Consider the following 18780-nt stretch of genomic DNA (forward strand, 5'->3'; position numbering starts at 1 on the left):
TATGTATGCATGAGCGCAGGATCGGTGCTTGTCGATGAGGAGAAAAGTCCAGTCCGAGATTGAAAAGCTTATAGCGCAAATCTGCCTTCCGTATAAAAAAGCTTGCGCGATTAATCGCGCAAGCTTTTATTGTCCGGAGGCCAGCCAAGCTGCAAGCTCTTCCGTTTGTGAAAGGACGGCAATGGGATCATAGTACCAGGATGTTTCTTCTTTCCAGACATAAATATGATTGTTTTTGACCGCAGGCAGGCTGCCCCAGATCGGGTCATCCTTGAAGTCCTGAACAGTCAGCCCGTTGTCGGTCACGATAAGGTAGTCCCCGGCATATTTGTGAAGCATTTCGGTAGAAATTTCTGCCCACTGCTTCTCCATGAGTTCTTCCGCAACCTCGGCCCGCGGCTTGCGGCCCAGTGCCTGATAGACAGCCTGCCCGCCTCTCCCGAAGTTGTCTCCATAAGCGTAAGTGGTTTTGTCTGTATGCTCCAGAATGCTGAAAGTGGCTTCGGCCGGGATGGCCGCATCCACCTTGGCCCTGGCTCCGGCAATGCGTTCATCGTATTGAGCCAGCCATGCCTTGGCTTCCTGTTCCTTGCCCAGCAGTTCTCCGAAATAAGTTAACTCTTCATGGGCATTTTTCAGGTCCCCGTAAGGCACGATGACGGTAGGGGCAATTTGGCTTAAGGTTTCGTAGCTGTCAGCCATACCGGAAATAATAAGATCGGGTTCGAGTGCGAGAATCTTTTCGGGCGACATTTTCCCGTAGGTTCCGGTATCGGCTATGCCCGTGAGTGCTTCCTTGAAGTATAAATTCTCCAGCGTCAGGCCAGGAGCGCCGACAGGGATGGTATCCAGGGCAATCAGGCTGCCCAGGTATTCCTCGGCAACGATGCGTTTCGGTTCAACCGGAATTTCAATGTCCCCGTTTATGGTTGTAACGGTTTTGAATGAAGCCGGTTCCGCCGCCTGCTCCGGTTGCGGCGATGCTGCCGGGGCTGCGGCGGTACTCCCTGTACTGGCTTCACTTCCCCGGGAAGTGCTGTTTCCGCAGGCTGCAGCAAATATGGCCATGGTCAGCAGCAGGGGGAGGAGGAACCGGTATCTCCGGTTTGTGCTGTTGTATTGCGGGTTAGTCAATTTGTATGCCTCCTTATGTAAAATGATTATCATTATCAATTACACTTTACAGACTTCTCCCGGTCAAGGCTATGGCCTAATGTGATTTTGTCTCATGTGAATTTGTGATGTTACCGCCTGCATAATCGTTTTCAATTGAGCCAGCGAGGATAAGGGATCGAAGCCATAGAATTTGTCGGGCTGGTTCAACTGATACACGCGGCCGCCTTGAACTGCGGGAAGCGCTCCCCAGCAAGGGGATTGCTGGAGTGCCATGAACCGTTCCTGTCCTTTCCGCGTTGAGGGGAGGCTGGTAATGAAAATATGCTCTGCGGGATAAGCGGAAATATCCTTAATGGATGCCTCCAAATAACCGCTGTGGAGCAGGCCTTGCTCAAGCAAGACCCCAGGCGGATAGAACCCCAAATCTCCGTATACAATCTGACACCCATGGCCAAAGCTGCTGCTGTAGCAATATGCTGATTCCTCGCCAATCTCCCAGACGATGGCTGTACCGCGTGCACCGATCAGCGCGTCCAGCTTCTGGTTGGCGGTCTGACACAGCCCGTCGAATCGGCTGAGCCAAGCTTCAGCCTGCGGCTCACGGTTAGCGATTGCTGCGATCTGCCGGAACTGCTCCCGCCAGCCCATCCGCATATAAGGCAGCTCAATCACCGGTGCCACCGGCAGCAGCAGCTTGCTCTCTGCGGGCAGGGCATAGCTGATTATAACGTCAGGCTGTGCTGCGGCTACTGATCCATAGAGCGAAGCGGCACGGTTTTTCTCAGACCGTAATTTTTGCTGGGAAGGGACAAGATCGAGACGCTCCATCCAGGCCGAATATACACCCAGTTCAGGCATGATCTCCAGTGCTCTCAGGCTGGCCGTGTGATTGAAATTCAAGGAAACAATTCTTTTATTCTTGCGGTGGTAGGCTGCAGGAGACACGCCAACGACCTGCTTGAACTTTCGGCTTAGATAGGTTCCTTCGCCATAGCCAACCTCCAGCGCAACCGCAGTCAAATTCGGTGCACCGGTCAGGAGGCGCTGCTGTGCCCGGCGGATTCTCAGCAGAGTCATATATTCATTGAAGGTTTGGCCGGTCGCCTTGCGGAAGGCGCGTGAGAAGTGTTCCGGGCTGACTCCGGCCAATTCTGCCATTTGTACTCTTGTCAGATCCTCGTTATAGTGCGAGTCAATATAATGCAGTACTTGTTCCAGCCAATGTGCGGGGGCTTGGCCGTACTCCGACTTTTTGCTGTACAGCTCTGACAAAAGCTCCGAGAACAGCTGCTGCAAGGCGAACGGTTTATTCTGTTCCGGCTCCCCACAGGCTTTCAGCAGCTCTGCAGCAAGCGAACAGGCTTTTGAGGTGCACGCAGACAAGGGTTCGCCGTTGTTCAAAGGGCTGGCATCTGTACGCTGCCCCGGCAGCGCGGCGTATTCAATCCATACACCGTATAGCTGGTATTGCGGGCTTAATGAAATGCTTAATGTGCTGCTGCAGCTCAGCAAGGTCCCGCAAGCAAGGCTATGCTCTTGCCCCTCCAGCTCGATGGTGCCGCTGCCCCCGGAGACAATCATCACTATAGAGGAGAGAGGACGGGGATCAGATTCTCCGCCGACGGATAATCCGGCAAGATTAACGATCCGCGTGGGAATATGGAAGCTGTGGGGGTGCGGCAAGGAAGCACCGGAGAGCAGGATAGGCATAATCTCTGTCACTACTTTCATATTTGATAATCATTCTCAATTGAAGTATAGCAGCTTTTCAGAGGCTTGACGATCCTCAGAGCAAGGCCGTGGGTCCGCCAATCGGCCGGTTTCCAAACCGTGGAATATAATTGAAACTTATGGGCGTGATTTGCGTCTATACATCGTCTGCAGAATTCACAAAGTTATCACTGAACCGGGAGAGGACGGGGAATTCATGGTGAAAAAATGGCTCGCCGCACCGCTGCTTGCCGCCTCACTGCTTATGGCTCCGATGACAGATGCGGCTTCAACCGCTTATTTCAGGTACACGTTGGAGAATGGCGGCCAGAGCACCAGCCCGGCGCTGCTTAAGAATGGAATGACTTATGTGTCTGCCGGACTCTGGGAGTCTTCGGGGCTTCAGGTAAGCTGGGATAAGGCACATCAAAAAGCGCAGTTTATAGGCTGGAACAAAAAGATCGGTGTTCGGATAGGCAGCACAATGGGAGTTCTTGACGGAGCAGCCGTAAATCTTGGCGGCTTGCCTTTTATGCATCAAGACCAGCTGTATGTCCCGGCACGTTTTCTGGTCCGTTCGCTGGGGGGAACCCCGGTAAGCTGGAATGCGGCGCAGAGTCTCTATGTTGCCCAAGGGCTGCAGACCTTCTCCAGCGCAAGTGCAAGCTATGGCGGAGTTACATACACCGTAGATAAGAATAATGGCATCTTATATGCGGCTGATGCTGCGGGCAACCCCCGGCTGCTGGCAAAACTCGGATCGGAGCTATACGATATGCTTCAGTTTGATTTTCAAAAGACGCCTAAGGGTCTGGTCTACCTGACAATCACGGATGTATACGGTGAACCCCATATCAACAACGCGTGGTATACGCTGATCCTCAAGGATGGTGCGGTTATCCGCCAGGACAAGGTGAGATACTGGCAGCGCTACGGCGATAATGTAAAAATGTACGGCAATACGCTGGTGCTTACGGATGGATACACGCTGCGGCTTATTGAAGACGGGACGGGGAAGGTTAGCGCCGCAATAGACATGGCCGAACTTGGCGGTGAGTCCGGAGCGTATCTGGTGGAGGGAATGGACGATGATTTTCTGCTGATCCGTCCGAACCAGAAGGGGCTTCTCCTGCTGGTCGAACGCAACACGGGGAAACGAACCTTATTGTACCAAGAGCTGCTTGATTCCGGGCAGCAGGAGTATGCGGAAACGAATGACATTCCATTCCATGGAGACAATCTGAAATTCATTAAGCGAGAAGGGGATGCGCTGCTGTTCACGAATGAGTATGTGCAGGACGGCAAGGTGTATAAATACATTCTGACGGGGAATTAAAGCTCGGCCGGCAAAAGAAAAAGCGTCCGGGGTATGGCATCTGCACATATCCTCGGGCACTTTTTAAAAGATAATTTATATGTCTCCTCTATACATTAGCCTTATCTTTCTCGCTGAAACGGGTACCGTCCTTATAAGGACGGCAAAAGCCGTTTCCACTTGAAAGATAAGAATTTATATGTTTTGGGTCCCCGCAAAGTTCCTGAATAATCATCGAAGCCAAGGCCCCGCTTTGTGGAATTATTTTGTGGAGTTATTGCGGGATCAACCGGGTGAGCTGGTTCAAGAGCTCGCTGATTTGGCTGACCGTCCCGGGAATGCCTGTCGATTCGAAGGCGGCTTTGCCTTCTTCCAGGTTGGTTATGGCCTGATCCAGACCCTCCTGAAGCTTGTCATTGTAGCCGACAATCGATTGGTGCAGCTCCGCTGCATACTCCGGAACCTGAAGATCGGCATATTGGACGATTTGTTCCTTGAGTGCAGCCAGCCTATCCGTCAATGCCTTCCTAGCCTGCGTATCTGCGGCTGCATCGGCGGCCAGCGAATCCATCTCTTGCCCGAATTCCGCCAATGTCTGCATATAAGTGGCTGTATCGGCGGCGAAGCTGACGCTGTTTCCCACCTTTTCCGCAAACCCGCAGCCCGGTACAATCAGCAGGATGAACAGCAGCAGGCTTAACCCGTATTTCTTCATTTGCTTCACTCCTCTTCAGCTATCGTATGTGCCGGGTTCACCGTAGTTTATACGGACGGAAGCGTAACGGGTTGCGGGAAAGTTATCTTCGGCCAAGCTGTGCTCAAGGCAACTGCAGGCCCAGAAGCTGTTCGCTCAGACTCCAGAGCCGGTCTGCTTCTTCAGGATCTACCGCATAAGGCATCACTCCGACCTGACGGGTCGAATCGTCGCTTTTCCAGGGGGCATTATCCTCTTTCAGGACAAGGCTTGCCACCTCTACATTCTCACAATAGACGCCGCCCAGGCCGTTCAGCTTGGGATGCGTGGCGCACCAGACCTGCGTCGCAGCGCCTTGCTTGATGGTTTTCAGCTGTCTGGCCGGGTCGATAATAGGCTGTCCCTCGTCGTCGACAACACCGAAGTTTCTAAGCTGCTCAAGTGTTGCGTACCGGGCGAGATCGGTGATGATGCTGCCCGGATGGAGTGCAAAGGCGCGGATGCCTTCATCCCTGCCGCGCTTGTCCACACCCACCGCAAACAAAATGTTGGCGGTTTTGGACTGCCCATAGCCTAGCATAGGCTTATATTCCCGGCGCTCAAAATTAGGATCATCATAAATAACTTTGGATTGCCGGTGCGCCCAGGCCGATACCGAAACGACGCGCGCCCCGCCTGCCCGGCGCAAGGCCGGCCAGAGGCGGCCCGTAAGCTGAAAGTGCCCCAGATGATTGGTGGCAAAATGGTATTCGAAGCCCCGCCCGTCCTTCGTCAGCTCAGGAAGTCCCATAATGCCTGCGCTGTTCACCAGAATATGAAGGGGGCGGCCTGAAGCCAGAAACCCGGCGGCAAAAGTGTCAATCGAATTCGGATCGATCAGATCCATTTCCTCGATTTCGGCACCTTTAAGTCCGGCCAGCGCCTGCCGGGCCTTGTCCAGATCGCGCGCCGGAACGATCACATTGGCTCCGGCGGATACAAGAGTGCGGGTCGTTTCCAGTCCAAGGCCGGCATAGCCGCCGGTTACAATGGCTGTTGTGCCGCTCAGGTCGAGGCCGCGGATCACGTCATCAGTTGTTGAAGAAGCTCCAAAGCCGGAGCTGATCGGATGTTGTCTGGTTGTCATTAATAAACCTCCTTGATTTGTTTTCAAGGATATTATTCAATAATTTATCGTTTGAAAGTAGACCTTTACTGCCGGATATTTGCCCGATCCTGCAAATCTGCTCCAGCTTCCAAAAGGGGTTAACGGAAGGTAAGCAGCCCGCTCTGCTCAAGCAGGCCGGCGGAGAAGGAGGCCTGAACAGATTTAATATCCTGGAGAGGAGGAAGGCCGAACAAACGGCGGTATTCCCGGTTGAATTGCGACGGGCTTTCGTATCCTACCTCCAGGGCGGCAGTTGTTGCATCCATTGCCCCGCTCAGCATGAGACGCCGGGCCTCCTGCAGGCGTAGCTGCTTCTGATACTGCAAAGGCCCCATGGTTGTGACCGCCTTGAACTTGTGGTGCAGCCCGGAGACGCTCATATTGCTCGCTTTTGCAAGCTCTTCTACCGTAAAGGAACGGCTGAAATGATCCTTAATCCAGGCAATGGCGGAGCCTATTCCTTCCGCCTGCTGGTCAAAGAACACCTGCTGGAAAAAGAGATGGCCGTATTCTCCGGACAGCAGCTTGAAGATCATCTCGCGTTTGACCAGAGACGAGAGAAAGCGGGCCTCCGCTTCAGGCATGTCAAGCAGCTTCATCAGCCGGATGAACAGCTCCAGCTGGTCCGTGCGGGTTGTGCCGATGAAGGCCCCTGCGGTCAGCTTCTTATCTCTGGGGCTGATCTTCAAGCCAGCCTCCGTAATCACGGAAGCGATTTCCTGTGTCGTGAAATCAATGCGCAGACCGACATAAGGGACCGAATCTTCCGTTGTGTTGACTTGTGCGGTTCCCGGCATCGAAATCAGGGAGGTGAGGAAGTCGCCCGAGCGGGCAAAAATGATCTGCCGGCCGAAGTGGACTTTTTTGGAGCCTTGCAGGATGAGACAAAATGAAGGCGTCAGCACCACTGGAATCGGCGGAGTCGGATGGCTGTACCGGTTGATTGAAAGAAACGGCACGGCTGTCTGGTAACGTCCGTCCGAAGCTGCCGTGCGTTTGGCGAGCGCCGTTAATTCATTCAGGGCCTGCTCCCGGAGCGGCTTACGATATTCTTCCTGAGTATGCTTCGCTGGTGCTTCTTCATGCATGCGGAATTCCTCCTGACTGCTAACCTTCCGGTTAAAATATTGTTGCCATTAGGCTAAATTATACCCGCGGCCCGGCAGGAAGCAAACTGCCTGATCGCGGTAAATACCGGAATCTGCAGCTTTAGGCAATTATTCAGCAGTAATAGTCAAGCCTGCGATATCTGCTTAAGCGATAATCGCCCTATAGACATTTCTTTCATCGTCCTAATGCAGAGTTCGGGGGAGGTATTGCAATAGTGACACAGATCCATTCAAATCATTCAGGCACCGTTCTGGTGACAGGAGGCAGCGGGTTTATTGCAGGCTGGTGCATAGTTTTGCTGCCGCCGCCGGGGTTAAACGCATCGTTATGACAGCCTCGTGTGCGGCAGCCCCCCCGTCCAGATGGATGAACGATATTTCGGCAACGCAGCGCGCCAGGCTCGGAGAAGCAGGCAGTAAGGCTCCCAAGGGAAAGCTGCCGAACCTCGTGCTGCGGCTGGCTGCTGTGTTCGACCCGCAGTTTCGCGCGATTACACCGATGCTCGGGCGGGCGTTACCGTTACACCCCGCAGAAGGCGCAGCGCCTGCTGGGCTGGCAGCCGCGTCCGGCCGCTGCAACCCTCTGAGAGTCTTATTGCCCGGAAGTCTATATAGCAACCATAAGAATGGAGGAATCGATCATGACAATAAGCAAGCGCAAGCTTGGCTCCCAAGGGCTGGCGGTGCCGGCCATCGGCCTGGGCTGCATGGGGATGAGCCAGTCTTACGGTCCGGCAGATGACAAGCAATCCATCGCGGCCTTGCACCGTGCCCTTGAGCTGGGCTGTAATTTCTTCGATACGGCTCAAGGCTATGGTCCGTTTACCAATGAAGAATTGCTCGGACGGGCATTCACGGGTCGGCGCGACCGGGTAATCATCGGCACGAAATTCGGCTTCCGCTTCAAAGACGGGAAGCAGGCCGGCGCCGAAACGGCAAGCCGCCCCGGGCATATCCGCGAAGCGGTGGAAGGCTCTCTTCTCCGGATGAATACCGACTATATTGATCTTCTGTACCAGCACCGCGTCGATCCGGAGGTGCCGATTGAAGAGGTTGCTGGCACAGTTGGCGATTTGGTCCGTGAAGGCAAGGTACGGTTCTTCGGCCTTTCCGAGGCCGGCATCGCCAATATCCGCCGCGCGCATGCGGTGCATCCGGTCTCTGCGCTCCAGAGCGAGTATTCTCTCTGGGAGAGAAATCTGGAGCCGGAGATTCTCCCGGTTCTGCGTGAGCTGGGCATTGGACTCGTTCCCTTTTGTCCTCTGGGACGGGGATTTTTGACCGGTGCGGTCAAACGGGCGGAGGAGTATCCGGCCAATGATACCCGGCGCTCCGACCCGCGCTACCAGGGCGCGAATTATGATGCGAATATGCAAGCGGCCCGGATCGTAGCTGAAATCGCTGCGCAGATGGAGGTCAAGCCCGGACAGGTCGCGCTGGCCTGGCTGCTTCATAAGGGGGAGGACATCGTACCGATTCCCGGAACAAAACGCGTGGCTTACCTGGAAGAAAACCTGGCTGCTGCCGATATCCGGCTGGGCGCTCCGGAGATGAACGCACTTGACGCAGCCTTGATGCCGGAGAATGTCGCGGGACAGCGTTACCCCGATTGGATCATGAAGACGATTGACCGTTAAGCCAGGCCCTCGGGTTCTGGGTATTCTTACGGTCAGGAACTGGACATAGCCTTTCCAAGGAAAAACTCTTGCCGGTTTAGGCAGGAGCTTTTTTGTCGTTTAGGAAATTATGCTTCTCGCCAATTGTGGATAAGGCGGTATGAAGTTAGGGGGGAATTATAATGCGTCTTAGTCGTGCTGAATGGTGCTGGGTTTGCTGAGTTGCTGGGTCGTGCTGGGTTTGTTGAATGGTGCTGAGTTTGCTGAGCCGTGCAGAGTCTGCGGGTTCTATGTTTTGCAGGAGGAAGCGCGGAATAGAGCGGGTCCGACCGAGGCCGCTACCGGGGCAGGGACGGAAGTGGAAGGGGGTGAATGAAGTGGAATTCGCAAGAATTAGTACACTTACACGGACGGAAAAGTCTTAAAGGAATCGCGGGAAAAAGCTGGCTCCATCTAAATTCAACCTGCAATCTTATTCCAATCAGGAAACCGGGCTTTAACAGCGGGATCGGAAGGACCCTCTGAATCCGCAGCGGACTTCATTCACATCGTCAACCGCTGATTTTGGTTTTGAGCCAAAAAGGTAATTTAATAAAAAGGTAATTTAATGTATAGGAATGGAACCGGAGAACCTGAAAACGCTGATGAAACGCAAGGAGATTCATGGGAACGGAAGCGAAGTGTAAAAAGTAACACTAATGGGCTGGAATTCTGGCTTGAAAGGGTTTTAGTGGGATTTTGTACACTTAATGGAGGCCCGCTCCCTCCAAATGGCTGATTTCAGCCGGATTAGTTGTACTTTTTCCCACTGGGGATGATCTGGAACCCGAATGCGCTGCCTTAGTTGTACTTTTTCCCACTAGGGATGATCCAGGATCCGAAGGCGGTGGATTAGTTATCCTTTTTACCACTAAAATGGCTGCCCTTTGGATGAATGGTTCAAGTTCAGCTTAATGCAGGCGTATTCCTCTGTAAGGTGAGAGAAACGGATCGGTTAGGTCTCCTTTTTCCCGCTAACGTAAGCGAAAAAGGGAAAGTAGGGATTAAGTTTCCTTTTTCCACTTGGGCTTAGGCCGAGCAGGAAGGTCTGGAGGGACCGGGGAGGAAGAGCTTCAGCCGGCCAGGGGAACCGGAGAGCCGGGGAACCGCAGCCAGCCTTACACCTGAAATGCAAACAGCTGCGCTGCCCGGTCAAGGACGGCATAGCCGTTTTGTTCTTGGAAGAAAAGTTGGGGCTGTTAACATAATAGATGATGTAAGCAGAAATTCGCAGGTGTAATTTCTGTATCCCGGACATCTGTGGTAGACTACAACAGTCTGGGGATTACATTTTGATGTACAGACAATTTGTCCTGGGAGGCAGATATTATGAGAAACAACACAAGTGTTAGCGCAGAAATTCACCTGGGGATAACGTCTAACTGATATAACCCGTTAACGTCTCCCCGCCATTCGAAAGGGGAAAATCATTTGAAGCAACTATTATTAATCATCGACGCGCAGCAAGAGTTAATGGACGGAAATCAAAAGGAAAGTGCAGTCTTCAACAAAGAGCAGCTGCTCCAGAACATTATTTAGTGATTGGAAAAGCCAAGGATGCCGAGATTGAGGTTGTATTTGTAAGAGATCTGGACGTAGCTGACGGAAAAGGGCCCGGCTTTCAGGTTCACAATGCAATTCATAAGCCGGAGGGTGCCAAAGTCTTTGACAAGCGGGCAACCAATTTTTTTCACGGAACCGGGCTTCTGGAGTATTTGAAGAAACGGCAGACTGAGCACGTGGTAATCATGGGCTGCAAGACACAGCATTGCATCGATACCGCAGTCCGGGCGGCAACGGTCAGCAATTTGGATGTCACCTTAGTCGGTGATGGACATTCAACCAACGATAACGAAGATTTAAGTGCTGAACTAATCATCAAGCATCATAACAAGACGCTGCATGGCCACTACAATGTCGAACACTTTTCTGTGGTCCGAGGTTCTGCGGAAGACTTGTTCACTCCGGTACATGATTCTTATAGATAATAATTGCCCGGCAGGCGGCACTTTGATGGTGCCGTTTCTGCTTGTCTTTTACCGTATTCAACCGAGGTGACTCCAAATGAAAATCACAGAAGCGAAAGATGAGGAAATAGCGGTCATTACAGAGCTTATCCACGGCGCTTTAAAAGAGTTCGGCACACTTGGATTTGCTTTCGGTTTTTGCGGCTTGGAAATGGACCTTCTCAACGCTCTGAAAAAGTATCACTGATTGGACCATTTGGCGTACAGATAGCTACTATATCGATTGGACTTGAAATCTGTAGAATATAGGTCAGACAACCCTGGCGGATCATCACGTGACTGCACTATGTGCAATAGACATCCATGCCGCTGCACAGCACCTGGAGGATGCACATATAAGCAGAAAAATCAACTTGCAGGATAGAACACCCCCAAGCTTTCATTGAGTAGAGCTTCGAATCAGCATAACAGCTGGATGGACCCCGCCTGACCTTTCAGGTTCAAAGGATATAGCTTTGCCGCCATGATTCGGCGGATTAGATTTACTGTTTCCGCTTCGCTTCGTTCCTTGTTCACCTCATTACCGTTTCATCAACCTTCAGCTTCTCCAAAAACGGTTCAATTTATATAGAATCATTAACTGCAAGAGCATTGCCGCCACCGTCCTGCCCGGTGCGGCAATGCTCTTATTACTTCAGCGGCTATTGCCTGGTTCCCCTGGCTGCTTCATTTAATAACGCTCCAGGATCAGCTGGGTCTTGAGGCCATCCTCCGGAATCAGCCATCCTTTTGCCTTCAGCAGGCTCATCAGCTCGCTGCGCACTCCGGATGCGGTGGAGATACTTGCGGTTTTGAATGAAATCTCAACGATATTCTGGATGCCGGTTCCGGCCCCGTCACGCACAGGCCAGACCTCAAGTGTGAGCTCCTGGCCATTCCAGGTGCCTTCATAACGCTCGAAGGTCAGCGGGCCATGGGCACGGGAGGCTGTCAGCTTTTGCTTGCCCCAGTTCGAGGAGGACCAGTTCTTCAATTTGCCCGGCAGCTTGTCGAGCAGCAGCTCCAGGGCCTCCTGCTCCGGGGGAAGTACGGCTCCTGCGGTTTTTGTGCTGACCTTCTTCGTATTGGAAAAGCTGAGGGTCTGCTTGCTGTAGCCCCAATCGATCTCTGCTTCATAGTTGTCGTCCGAAGCGTCGAAGCCTTCCTTGTTCGCCAGGGTGAGCGCAGCCTGGATGTCTCCATTGACGACAGGATAGCGCTTCTTGTAGGTCAGCTCGTAGTCGGATTTATCCGCTTTCTTGCGAAAACGCACATCCCACCCCGCATTGTTCAGCTCCAGCAGGTTCGTATCGAAATACTCCACGCGGATGGCCTGCGGCGAAGAAGCCAGGCCCAGCGTCTCCAGTACATTGCTCCGCGGCGTTCCATCGCTGTTCAGCACGGTGTCGGGGTTACCCAGGAACTTCACCTCATAGGCCGGGACTGCGTTAGCTGCGGCAGAGACATGCTCCGGCTGCAGAATTCCCTGTCCGGTCAGCGCACCGCCTGTGGCTACCACGCTCAGCATGAGCGACAAAGCAAGCTTTTTCCATTGTCTCAAATTAATCACTCCCATAATCTGGTTTAGGTACATGACCCACTTTAAAGGCCAAGTATATGGGAGCAGTTAAAGGGAAATGGCATTTACGTTAATCCTGCATAGATTTGCTCAATGGCGGCTAACAGTTTTTGGTTGCCAGCAGTGTGTTGCGAAAGCTCTCAATCTGCACCGAAGGATGCCGGTCCTTGTTGTGCACAACATAGATATAGCGCGGTGCCAGCTCCCCTTCTATGGGGAGCACCTGAATCAGGCCTTGCCGCTCCTCCCCTTGCACGGCCATCCGGGACATTACGGAGATGTGGCCGCCCAGCAGCACAAGCTGCTTGATTGCCTCCAGCGAGTCAACCTCAACCGTATTGCGCAGCCGCAGTCCCTGCTGTTCGAACCAGCGCTCGGTGAGGCGCCGGGTGCTGGACTCTCTTCCATGAAGGGCAAAGGGAGCCTTAACCATCTGCTCAAGGCCTACTTCGGATTGTTGAGCCAGGGGGTGCTCCGGGGAGCAGATCAGAACGAGGTCATCCGTGATCAGGGAATCGGCCTGCAAGGCGGGTTCCACGAACGGCTCCGAGGAGATCACCCCCAGATCAATCTCATGCCGGATCAGCATCTCCCGGATTACGGGCGAAGGCTTTACTGACAAAGCGATGCGGATGCCGGGGAATTCCCGGGAGAAAGCATTCAATATGGACGGCAGCAGATAGGTTGCGGGCACATAGCTGGCGCCGATCAGGAGCGTCCCGCGGTACAGCGTCTCGAACTCACTTACAACACGGCGGGCCTCCCGGGCAAGGGCATTGATCTTCACGGAGTAGTGGAGCAGGGCCTGTCCGGCCTCGGTGAGGAAGGTTTTGCCGCTGCGGGACTCGAACAGTCTGACCCCCATCTCTTCCTCCAGTGATTTCATATGGAAGGTTACGGTAGGCTGTTTGATCCCGAGCACCTCGGCCACGCTGGTCATATGATGCAGCCGGTCGATCAGCTCGATGATTTGCAATTTGATCAGATTCATGGAAACAACCTCTTCTTAAGTTAGTGGGACATTCTCTACCATAGATTTTATCTATGAACATTAACAGAATTCATATATAAAGTTAATTACATGTTTACACGAAAAATAAACAACCTGTGAACACAGGCGTTAGACTGAAAACAGCTTAAGAAGACAGGCAGGGATCGAAATGAACATTCAGATCAGGGGGATTCACAAAAGCTTTGACGGCCAACCGGCGCTGCTGCCTGTCCATCTGGATTTGAAGCATGGCAAATTCACCACTTTGCTGGGCCCCTCCGGCTGCGGCAAAACGACGCTGCTGCGGATGCTCGCGGGACTTGAGCGCCCGGATGGCGGCGAATTGTACGCTGACGGGAGATGCTGCTTCTCAGCCGGGCAGAGGATTGATGTTCCGGTGCACAAGCGGAATTTCGGGATGGTGTTCCAGGATTTTGCACTTTGGCCGCATATGACCGTCTATGAGAATGTGGCCTTCGGGCTGAAGGCCTCCGGGCAGCGACCGGAGCTGCGAAGCAAGGTGCTGCAGGCACTGGAGATGGTCCGCTTGCAGGGTCTGGAGAAACGGTATCCGCATCAGCTGTCGGGTGGCCAGCAGCAGCGGGTTGCTTTTGCCAGAGCGGTAGCCGTGCGTCCGGGGGCAGTGCTCTTCGATGAGCCGCTGAGTGCGCTCGACGCCGTACTTCGCGAAGAGATGAGAATCGAGATGTTGTCGCTGGTGCGGGACATGGGCCTTACAGCGCTGTACGTCACCCATGATCAGATAGAAGCGATGTCAATGTCCGACGAGATTGTGGTCATGAAGAGTGGACAGGTGCTTCAGACTGGAACTCCCGAGTCGATCTACGAGGCTCCGGCGGAGCCGTTCGTAGCCTCCTTCATCGGCAAGTCCAACTGGCTCGCGCCGGGGCAGTCGATGGTGCGTCCCGAGCATGTGGCCTGGAGCCGTTCGTCCGGCGAGGACCTGTGTTATTCCGCCGTTGTGCGGAGCGTCAGCTATGTCGGAGAGCGGTACGAGCTTCGCGCGGATGTAGAGGGGGCCGGTACATGGACAGTCTATCTGAACAACCGGATTCCGGCCGGTGAGACGGTGCAGCTCTATATCTCTCCCCGGCGGATATGCAGAATGAATCCTGTTATACAAGAACCCAAAAGGAGCGAGAATTGACATGAAATGGAACAAGACGCGTAAACAAGGGGCAGTAATGCTGTTATCTGCTGTGATGGGTATGAGCCTGTATGGCTGCAGTACGGGCAGCACCAGTGCGGGCGAGGCAGGCGCGGGAACGCCGGAGGCAACCGGCGCCACGGCAGCTCCGCAAGCTGCAGAGGCTGCATTGAGCGGCAAGCTGGTGCTCTACTCGGCCGGCCCGCAGGGCTTGGCAGACAATATTGTGAACGGCTTCAAGGCCAAGACAGGCATCGATGTGGAAATGTTCCAGGGCACGACCGGCAAAATCCTGGCCCGGCTGGAAGCCGAAAAAGCGAATCCGGCAGCAGACGTTGTCATACTGGCTTCCCTGCCTTCGGCACAGGCGCTTATGGCGGACGGCCTGACGCTGCCCTACCCGGAAGCGGCCAATAAGGATAAGCTGAATCAGGACTGGTCGGATGCCGGAGGCAATTATTTCAGTTCAAGCGCATCGGCGCTCGGAATTGTCTACAATACGAAGCTTGTAGCCAATCCGCCCAAGACCTGGGCAGAGCTGGCCGGAGCGGAATGGAAGGATGCTGTCAATATCCCTGATCCGACGCTGTCAGGGTCGGCGCTGGATTTCATTACAGGCTATCTGAGTGTGAACGGGGAGCAGGGCTGGGAGCTGTTCCGGGATTACAAGGCGAACGGCGTCGCCATGGCGGGGGCGAACCAGGAGGCGCTTGATCCGGTGATTACGGGAGCGAAGAGCGTTGTGGCGGCAGGTGTGGATTATATGGCCTATTCCTCCAAAGCCAAGGGGGAACCGCTCGATATTATCTATCCGGAGGAAGGCACTGTGGTAAGTCCAAGACCGGCAGCGATTCTGAAGTCAACCCCGAATGTGGCTAACGCCAAGGCGTTCATCGATTATCTCTTGTCCGATGAGGCCCAGCAGCTTGTAGCCGGCGCCTACCTGATTCCGGGACGCGAGGACATTGAAGCCGCTAACCGGGCCAATCTGAAGGATATTCCGCAGCTTCCGGCAGACTGGACCTGGATGAGCGAGCATGGGGATGAGACTGCAGCGGAATTCGCGGAAATTTACAAATAAGGCTTAGGGCTGGGGTGAAAGCAATGAATTCAGTCTCCTTGGACAGCAACCGGATATTCCGGAGAGCGGGCATGCTGCTCTCCTTCTTTTTGCTGGCGGCCAGCATCGGCATTCCGCTCCTGCTCATTTTCTGGCAAAGCGTCTATCCGGATCAGCATCTGGACTGGATGGCTCCGCTCCGCACGATCACCGGACACAGTCTGTCCGGGGTGCTGCTGAACTCGGTGTGGCTCGGCATCTGTGCGGTGGCCGGAACCACGCTGCTCGCCATGCCGCTTGCCTGGCTGATGGCCAAGACCCGCTTGGGGCGGCACCGCTGGATCGATGTTATTCTGCTGATTCCGTTTATGACTCCGCCCTACATCGGCTCAATGGGCTGGATTCTGTTCATGCAAAAAGGCGGGTATCTTCAGCAATGGCTTCCAGGCGCCGATGCGTTAAACGGGTTGTTCTTCAGCTTCTGGGGGATGGCGTTCATTATGAGCCTGCATCTGTTTCCGTTTCTCTATCTGCTGCTGCGGGATGCGCTGATCCGCGTCGGCGGCAATCTGGAGGAAGCGGGAGCGGTGCACGGGGCAACGGCAGGCTACCGCTTCCGGCGGATTATATTACCGCTGCTGCTGTCTGCCTATGGCATGGGCGCGATGCTCGTGTTCGTCAAGACGATTGCGGAATTCGGAACGCCCGCCACCTTCGGCCGCCGGATCGGCTATTATGTCATGACCTCCGAGATTCATAAATACATCTCCAGCTGGCCGATTGACTTCGGCAAGGCGACTTCGCTTGCGTCCGTGCTGCTGTCGGTCTGTCTGGTCATGTGGTACTTGCAGTCAGGCATCAGCCGCAGGTTCACCTTCCGTCTGGTGGGCGGCAAGGGGCAGCGGTCCAAGACGTACTCCCTGCGCGGCGCCGCCGGCTGGCTCGCAGGCCTGTATCTGGCGGCGCTGTTAATATTGTCCATAGGCATCCCTTACTTCTCGATAATCGCCGCCTCGCTCATGAAGCTGCGCGGAGCAGGGCTGACGCCGGACAACCTGACATTGGATCATTACAGGGAGCTGTTGTCATGGGGATCAGTGAGCCTGAAGGCGATCGGGAACAGCCTTGGGCTGTCGCTTGCCGCTGCATCGGCGGCTGTCGTGCTGGGGGCAGGCTTCGCGCTGGCCATTGGCCGGTCTTCTAACTGGCTCCAGCGGAGCATTGATCTGCTGAGTCTTCTGCCGAATACGGTTCCGGGCATCGTTATGGTCGTCGGGCTGATTCTGCTCTGGAATGCGCCGTGGATGCCCTTCACGCTCTACAACACCTACGGCATGGTTGTGCTCACCTATGTAGTGCTGTTTCTTCCTTATACCGTGCAATATGTAAAAGCGAGCTTTTCGCAAATTGACGGAACGCTGTTTCAAGCGGCCCGGGTATTCGGGGCAGGCCCCTTATATATACTGCGGCGCATCCTGCTTCCGCTGATTATGCCCGGCATGCTGGCGGGCTGGATGATGACGTTCACCATTTCTGTACGGGAGCTGGTCGGCTCGCTGCTGATTCTGCCGCCGTCGATGCAGACATCGGCTACGTATATTTTTGCCCAGTTCGAGCAGGGGCAGGTGCCGCTTGGCATGGCGATGGCAGTGGTGTCGGTCGGCTTGACCGTGCTGCTCCTGCTGGGGATCGAGCTGCTGAATTCCAGAAGAAAGTGGAATGCATCATGACAAAACTGACCATCTGGGGAGGCGCCGGAGAACACGGGCGCTCCTCCTACCTGCTGAGCGGAAGACGCTTCCGTCTGCTGCTCGATTGCGGAGTGAAAAGGGGCGGAGCGGGTGAATATCCGCTTATCGTTCCGGAGCAGGCGCAAAGACTGGATGCGGTGCTGCTCTCCCATGCGCATGAGGATCATTCGGTCGCGCTGCCGCTGCTGTATGCGCAGGGTTACTCCGGCGAGGTATGGGCAACGCGGGAGACGCGGGCGCAGCTGGATACATACTTCCGTTCCTGGCGTTCAAGCGTCGGACGGGAGGGGCATGAGCTGCCGTATACCGAAGACGATGAACAAGCCATACGTTACCGCTGTCTGGAGGAGGAGAGCGGGAGCCTGAACTGGTTCGAGGCAATTTCCGGGGTGTGGATGATGTGGGGGCGCAGCGGGCATCTGGCCGGCTCCGTATGGTTCCTGATCGCCGCCGAGGGCCGCTCCATCTTCTATTCCGGCGATTTTACGGCGGAGTCCCGGCTTCTGCAGGCCGATTCTCCGGCGGAAGCGCTTGAAGCAGCCGGCGGCGGCACGCATCCGCAGCCGGGGAGGGCATTAAGGCTGCAAGGCCGGCCTCTGGACCTGGCGATTGTCGATGCGGCTTACGGAATGGATCAGGACACCCAGGGCGGCAAGCTGAAGCAGCTGGAGCAGGCGATCCGCAGGACGGCGGCGCGGGGAGGCAAGGTGCTGCTCCCGGTTCCGGCAGGCGGACGCGGCCAGGAAATGATTCTGTGGGCCTGCGAATGCTTCGCGGATCTGCCCATAGTAGTGGAGCCCAAGCTGGTTGACGGGATGAGGCAGCTGACCGCTTCCCCTTTCTGGCTTCGGGACAGGGATCAGCAAGCGGCTCGCTCTGCACTGGGCAGCATTACCCGGTTTCTCGCTTCCGGCGGTTGGGCTTCGCCGCACAGCGATACGGAGCGCGAGCGGCTGCTGGCCGGGTCCGGCCCTTCCCTCTGGTTCGTGCCGGACGGCATGCTGCAGTCCGCCCTCTCCCGTTGGTATTACGCCAGGTGGGCCGGCCATTCCACCCATTCCGTGCTGATCACGGGCCATGTATCCGCCGGCACCTTTGGCTACCGGCTGCTGCATGAACCGGGGCAGCATGGAGTCTGCGAGGTGCTCAAGCTGCGCTACAAGGTGCACCAGGGCCGAAAGGATGTGCAGCGGATGCTGCAGTCTCTGCCCGTCCGGCACGCTGTGCTGGTTCACGCCGCAAGGCCGGAGACGGACCTGCTCTGCGAAGCGCTGATCCGGGATGGAGGGCTGCACGGCTGCACGCTGCACTCCATGGCTCCGGGGGAGGAACTGGTTCTGGAGAATAGGCAAGAGCTTCATTTGCCCGGGGAAGGCTGAAGGACATTTTCTGTAATGAAGCCGGCCCGCCATGACAAGGCGGACAACAAGCGCTGAAAGTATGGAGTGCATACTTTCAGCGCTTGTTTGCTGTAGCCCC

Annotated in this window: 14 protein-coding genes and 1 pseudogene; 8 read left to right on the forward strand and 7 right to left on the reverse strand. The window is 55.0% G+C overall.

Going from position 1 to position 18780, the window contains the following annotated elements:
- Positions 1-126: 126 nt before the first annotated feature.
- Both HYD27_RS07315 and HYD27_RS07320 read right to left on the reverse strand, forming a co-directional pair.
- Complete coding sequence (locus HYD27_RS07315) at positions 127-1134, reverse strand: ABC transporter substrate-binding protein (protein WP_309242029.1); 1008 nt, start codon at positions 1132-1134, stop codon at positions 127-129.
- A gap of 69 nt (positions 1135-1203) precedes the next feature.
- Positions 1204-2847: an AraC family transcriptional regulator gene (locus HYD27_RS07320; protein WP_219213086.1), complete on the reverse strand. Its 1644-nt coding sequence runs from the start codon at positions 2845-2847 to the stop codon at positions 1204-1206.
- A gap of 196 nt (positions 2848-3043) precedes the next feature.
- Here HYD27_RS07320 and HYD27_RS07325 point away from each other — a divergent pair, with 196 nt between their 5' ends.
- Entirely contained in the window at positions 3044-4162 is a 1119-nt protein-coding gene (locus tag HYD27_RS07325) for a copper amine oxidase N-terminal domain-containing protein (protein ID WP_219213089.1), read from the forward strand.
- Positions 4163-4415: 253 nt separating this feature from the next.
- On the opposite strand, the gene HYD27_RS07330 is transcribed toward HYD27_RS07325, so the two are convergent.
- The 3 genes from HYD27_RS07330 to HYD27_RS07340 all read right to left on the reverse strand — a co-directional run bounded on the left by HYD27_RS07330 (position 4416) and on the right by HYD27_RS07340 (position 7070).
- Positions 4416-4856, reverse strand: a complete 441-nt coding sequence (locus HYD27_RS07330; protein WP_219213091.1) for a DUF6376 family protein — start codon at positions 4854-4856, stop codon at positions 4416-4418.
- A 103-nt stretch (positions 4857-4959) separates the two neighbouring features.
- Entirely contained in the window at positions 4960-5961 is a 1002-nt protein-coding gene (locus tag HYD27_RS07335) for an oxidoreductase (RefSeq protein WP_219213093.1), read from the reverse strand.
- A gap of 119 nt (positions 5962-6080) precedes the next feature.
- A complete protein-coding gene (locus HYD27_RS07340) occupies positions 6081-7070 on the reverse strand; it encodes an AraC family transcriptional regulator (protein WP_219213095.1) in 990 nt (329 codons plus the stop codon).
- A 662-nt stretch (positions 7071-7732) separates the two neighbouring features.
- Here HYD27_RS07340 and HYD27_RS07345 point away from each other — a divergent pair.
- The 3 genes and pseudogenes from HYD27_RS07345 to HYD27_RS07355 all read left to right on the forward strand — a co-directional run bounded on the left by HYD27_RS07345 (position 7733) and on the right by HYD27_RS07355 (position 10960).
- Positions 7733-8728 (forward strand): aldo/keto reductase, encoded by a 996-nt coding sequence (locus HYD27_RS07345; RefSeq protein WP_219213096.1) that lies wholly within the window; start codon positions 7733-7735, stop codon positions 8726-8728.
- A 1449-nt stretch (positions 8729-10177) separates the two neighbouring features.
- Positions 10178-10734: pseudogene (locus HYD27_RS07350) on the forward strand (isochorismatase family protein).
- Between the two features lie 76 nt (positions 10735-10810).
- Positions 10811-10960, forward strand: coding sequence for a hypothetical protein (locus HYD27_RS07355; protein WP_219213099.1), 150 nt, complete (start codon positions 10811-10813; stop codon positions 10958-10960).
- Between the two features lie 483 nt (positions 10961-11443).
- Here HYD27_RS07355 and HYD27_RS07360 read toward each other — a convergent pair whose 3' ends face one another.
- Positions 11444-12328: a hypothetical protein gene (locus HYD27_RS07360; protein ID WP_375373901.1), complete on the reverse strand. Its 885-nt coding sequence runs from the start codon at positions 12326-12328 to the stop codon at positions 11444-11446.
- A gap of 103 nt (positions 12329-12431) precedes the next feature.
- On the reverse strand, positions 12432-13322 hold the full coding sequence (locus tag HYD27_RS07365) for a LysR family transcriptional regulator (RefSeq protein WP_219213103.1): 891 nt from the start codon (positions 13320-13322) through the stop codon (positions 12432-12434).
- A gap of 169 nt (positions 13323-13491) precedes the next feature.
- On the opposite strand from HYD27_RS07365, the gene HYD27_RS07370 reads away from it, so the two are divergent.
- The 4 genes from HYD27_RS07370 (at position 13492) to HYD27_RS07385 (ending at position 18680) form a co-directional block, all read left to right on the forward strand.
- The gene (locus HYD27_RS07370; protein WP_219213105.1) at positions 13492-14490 is read left to right on the forward strand and encodes an ABC transporter ATP-binding protein; all 999 of its coding nucleotides are present in this window, start codon (positions 13492-13494) and stop codon (positions 14488-14490) included.
- 1 nt (position 14491) lies between these two features.
- Positions 14492-15571 carry an ABC transporter substrate-binding protein gene (locus HYD27_RS07375; RefSeq protein ID WP_219213107.1) on the forward strand — a complete coding sequence of 360 codons (1080 nt, stop codon included), beginning with the start codon at positions 14492-14494 and terminating at the stop codon, positions 15569-15571.
- Between the two features lie 71 nt (positions 15572-15642).
- Complete coding sequence (locus HYD27_RS07380; protein WP_228745038.1) at positions 15643-17280, forward strand: ABC transporter permease; 1638 nt, start codon at positions 15643-15645, stop codon at positions 17278-17280.
- The gene (locus tag HYD27_RS07385; RefSeq protein WP_219213113.1) at positions 17277-18680 is read left to right on the forward strand and encodes an MBL fold metallo-hydrolase; all 1404 of its coding nucleotides are present in this window, start codon (positions 17277-17279) and stop codon (positions 18678-18680) included. The genes HYD27_RS07380 and HYD27_RS07385 overlap by 4 nt, the downstream gene beginning before the upstream one ends.
- Positions 18681-18780 lie beyond the last annotated feature (100 nt).

Source organism: Paenibacillus sp. S150 (assembly GCF_019352175.1).
Lineage (GTDB): Bacteria > Bacillota > Bacilli > Paenibacillales > Paenibacillaceae > Paenibacillus_AQ.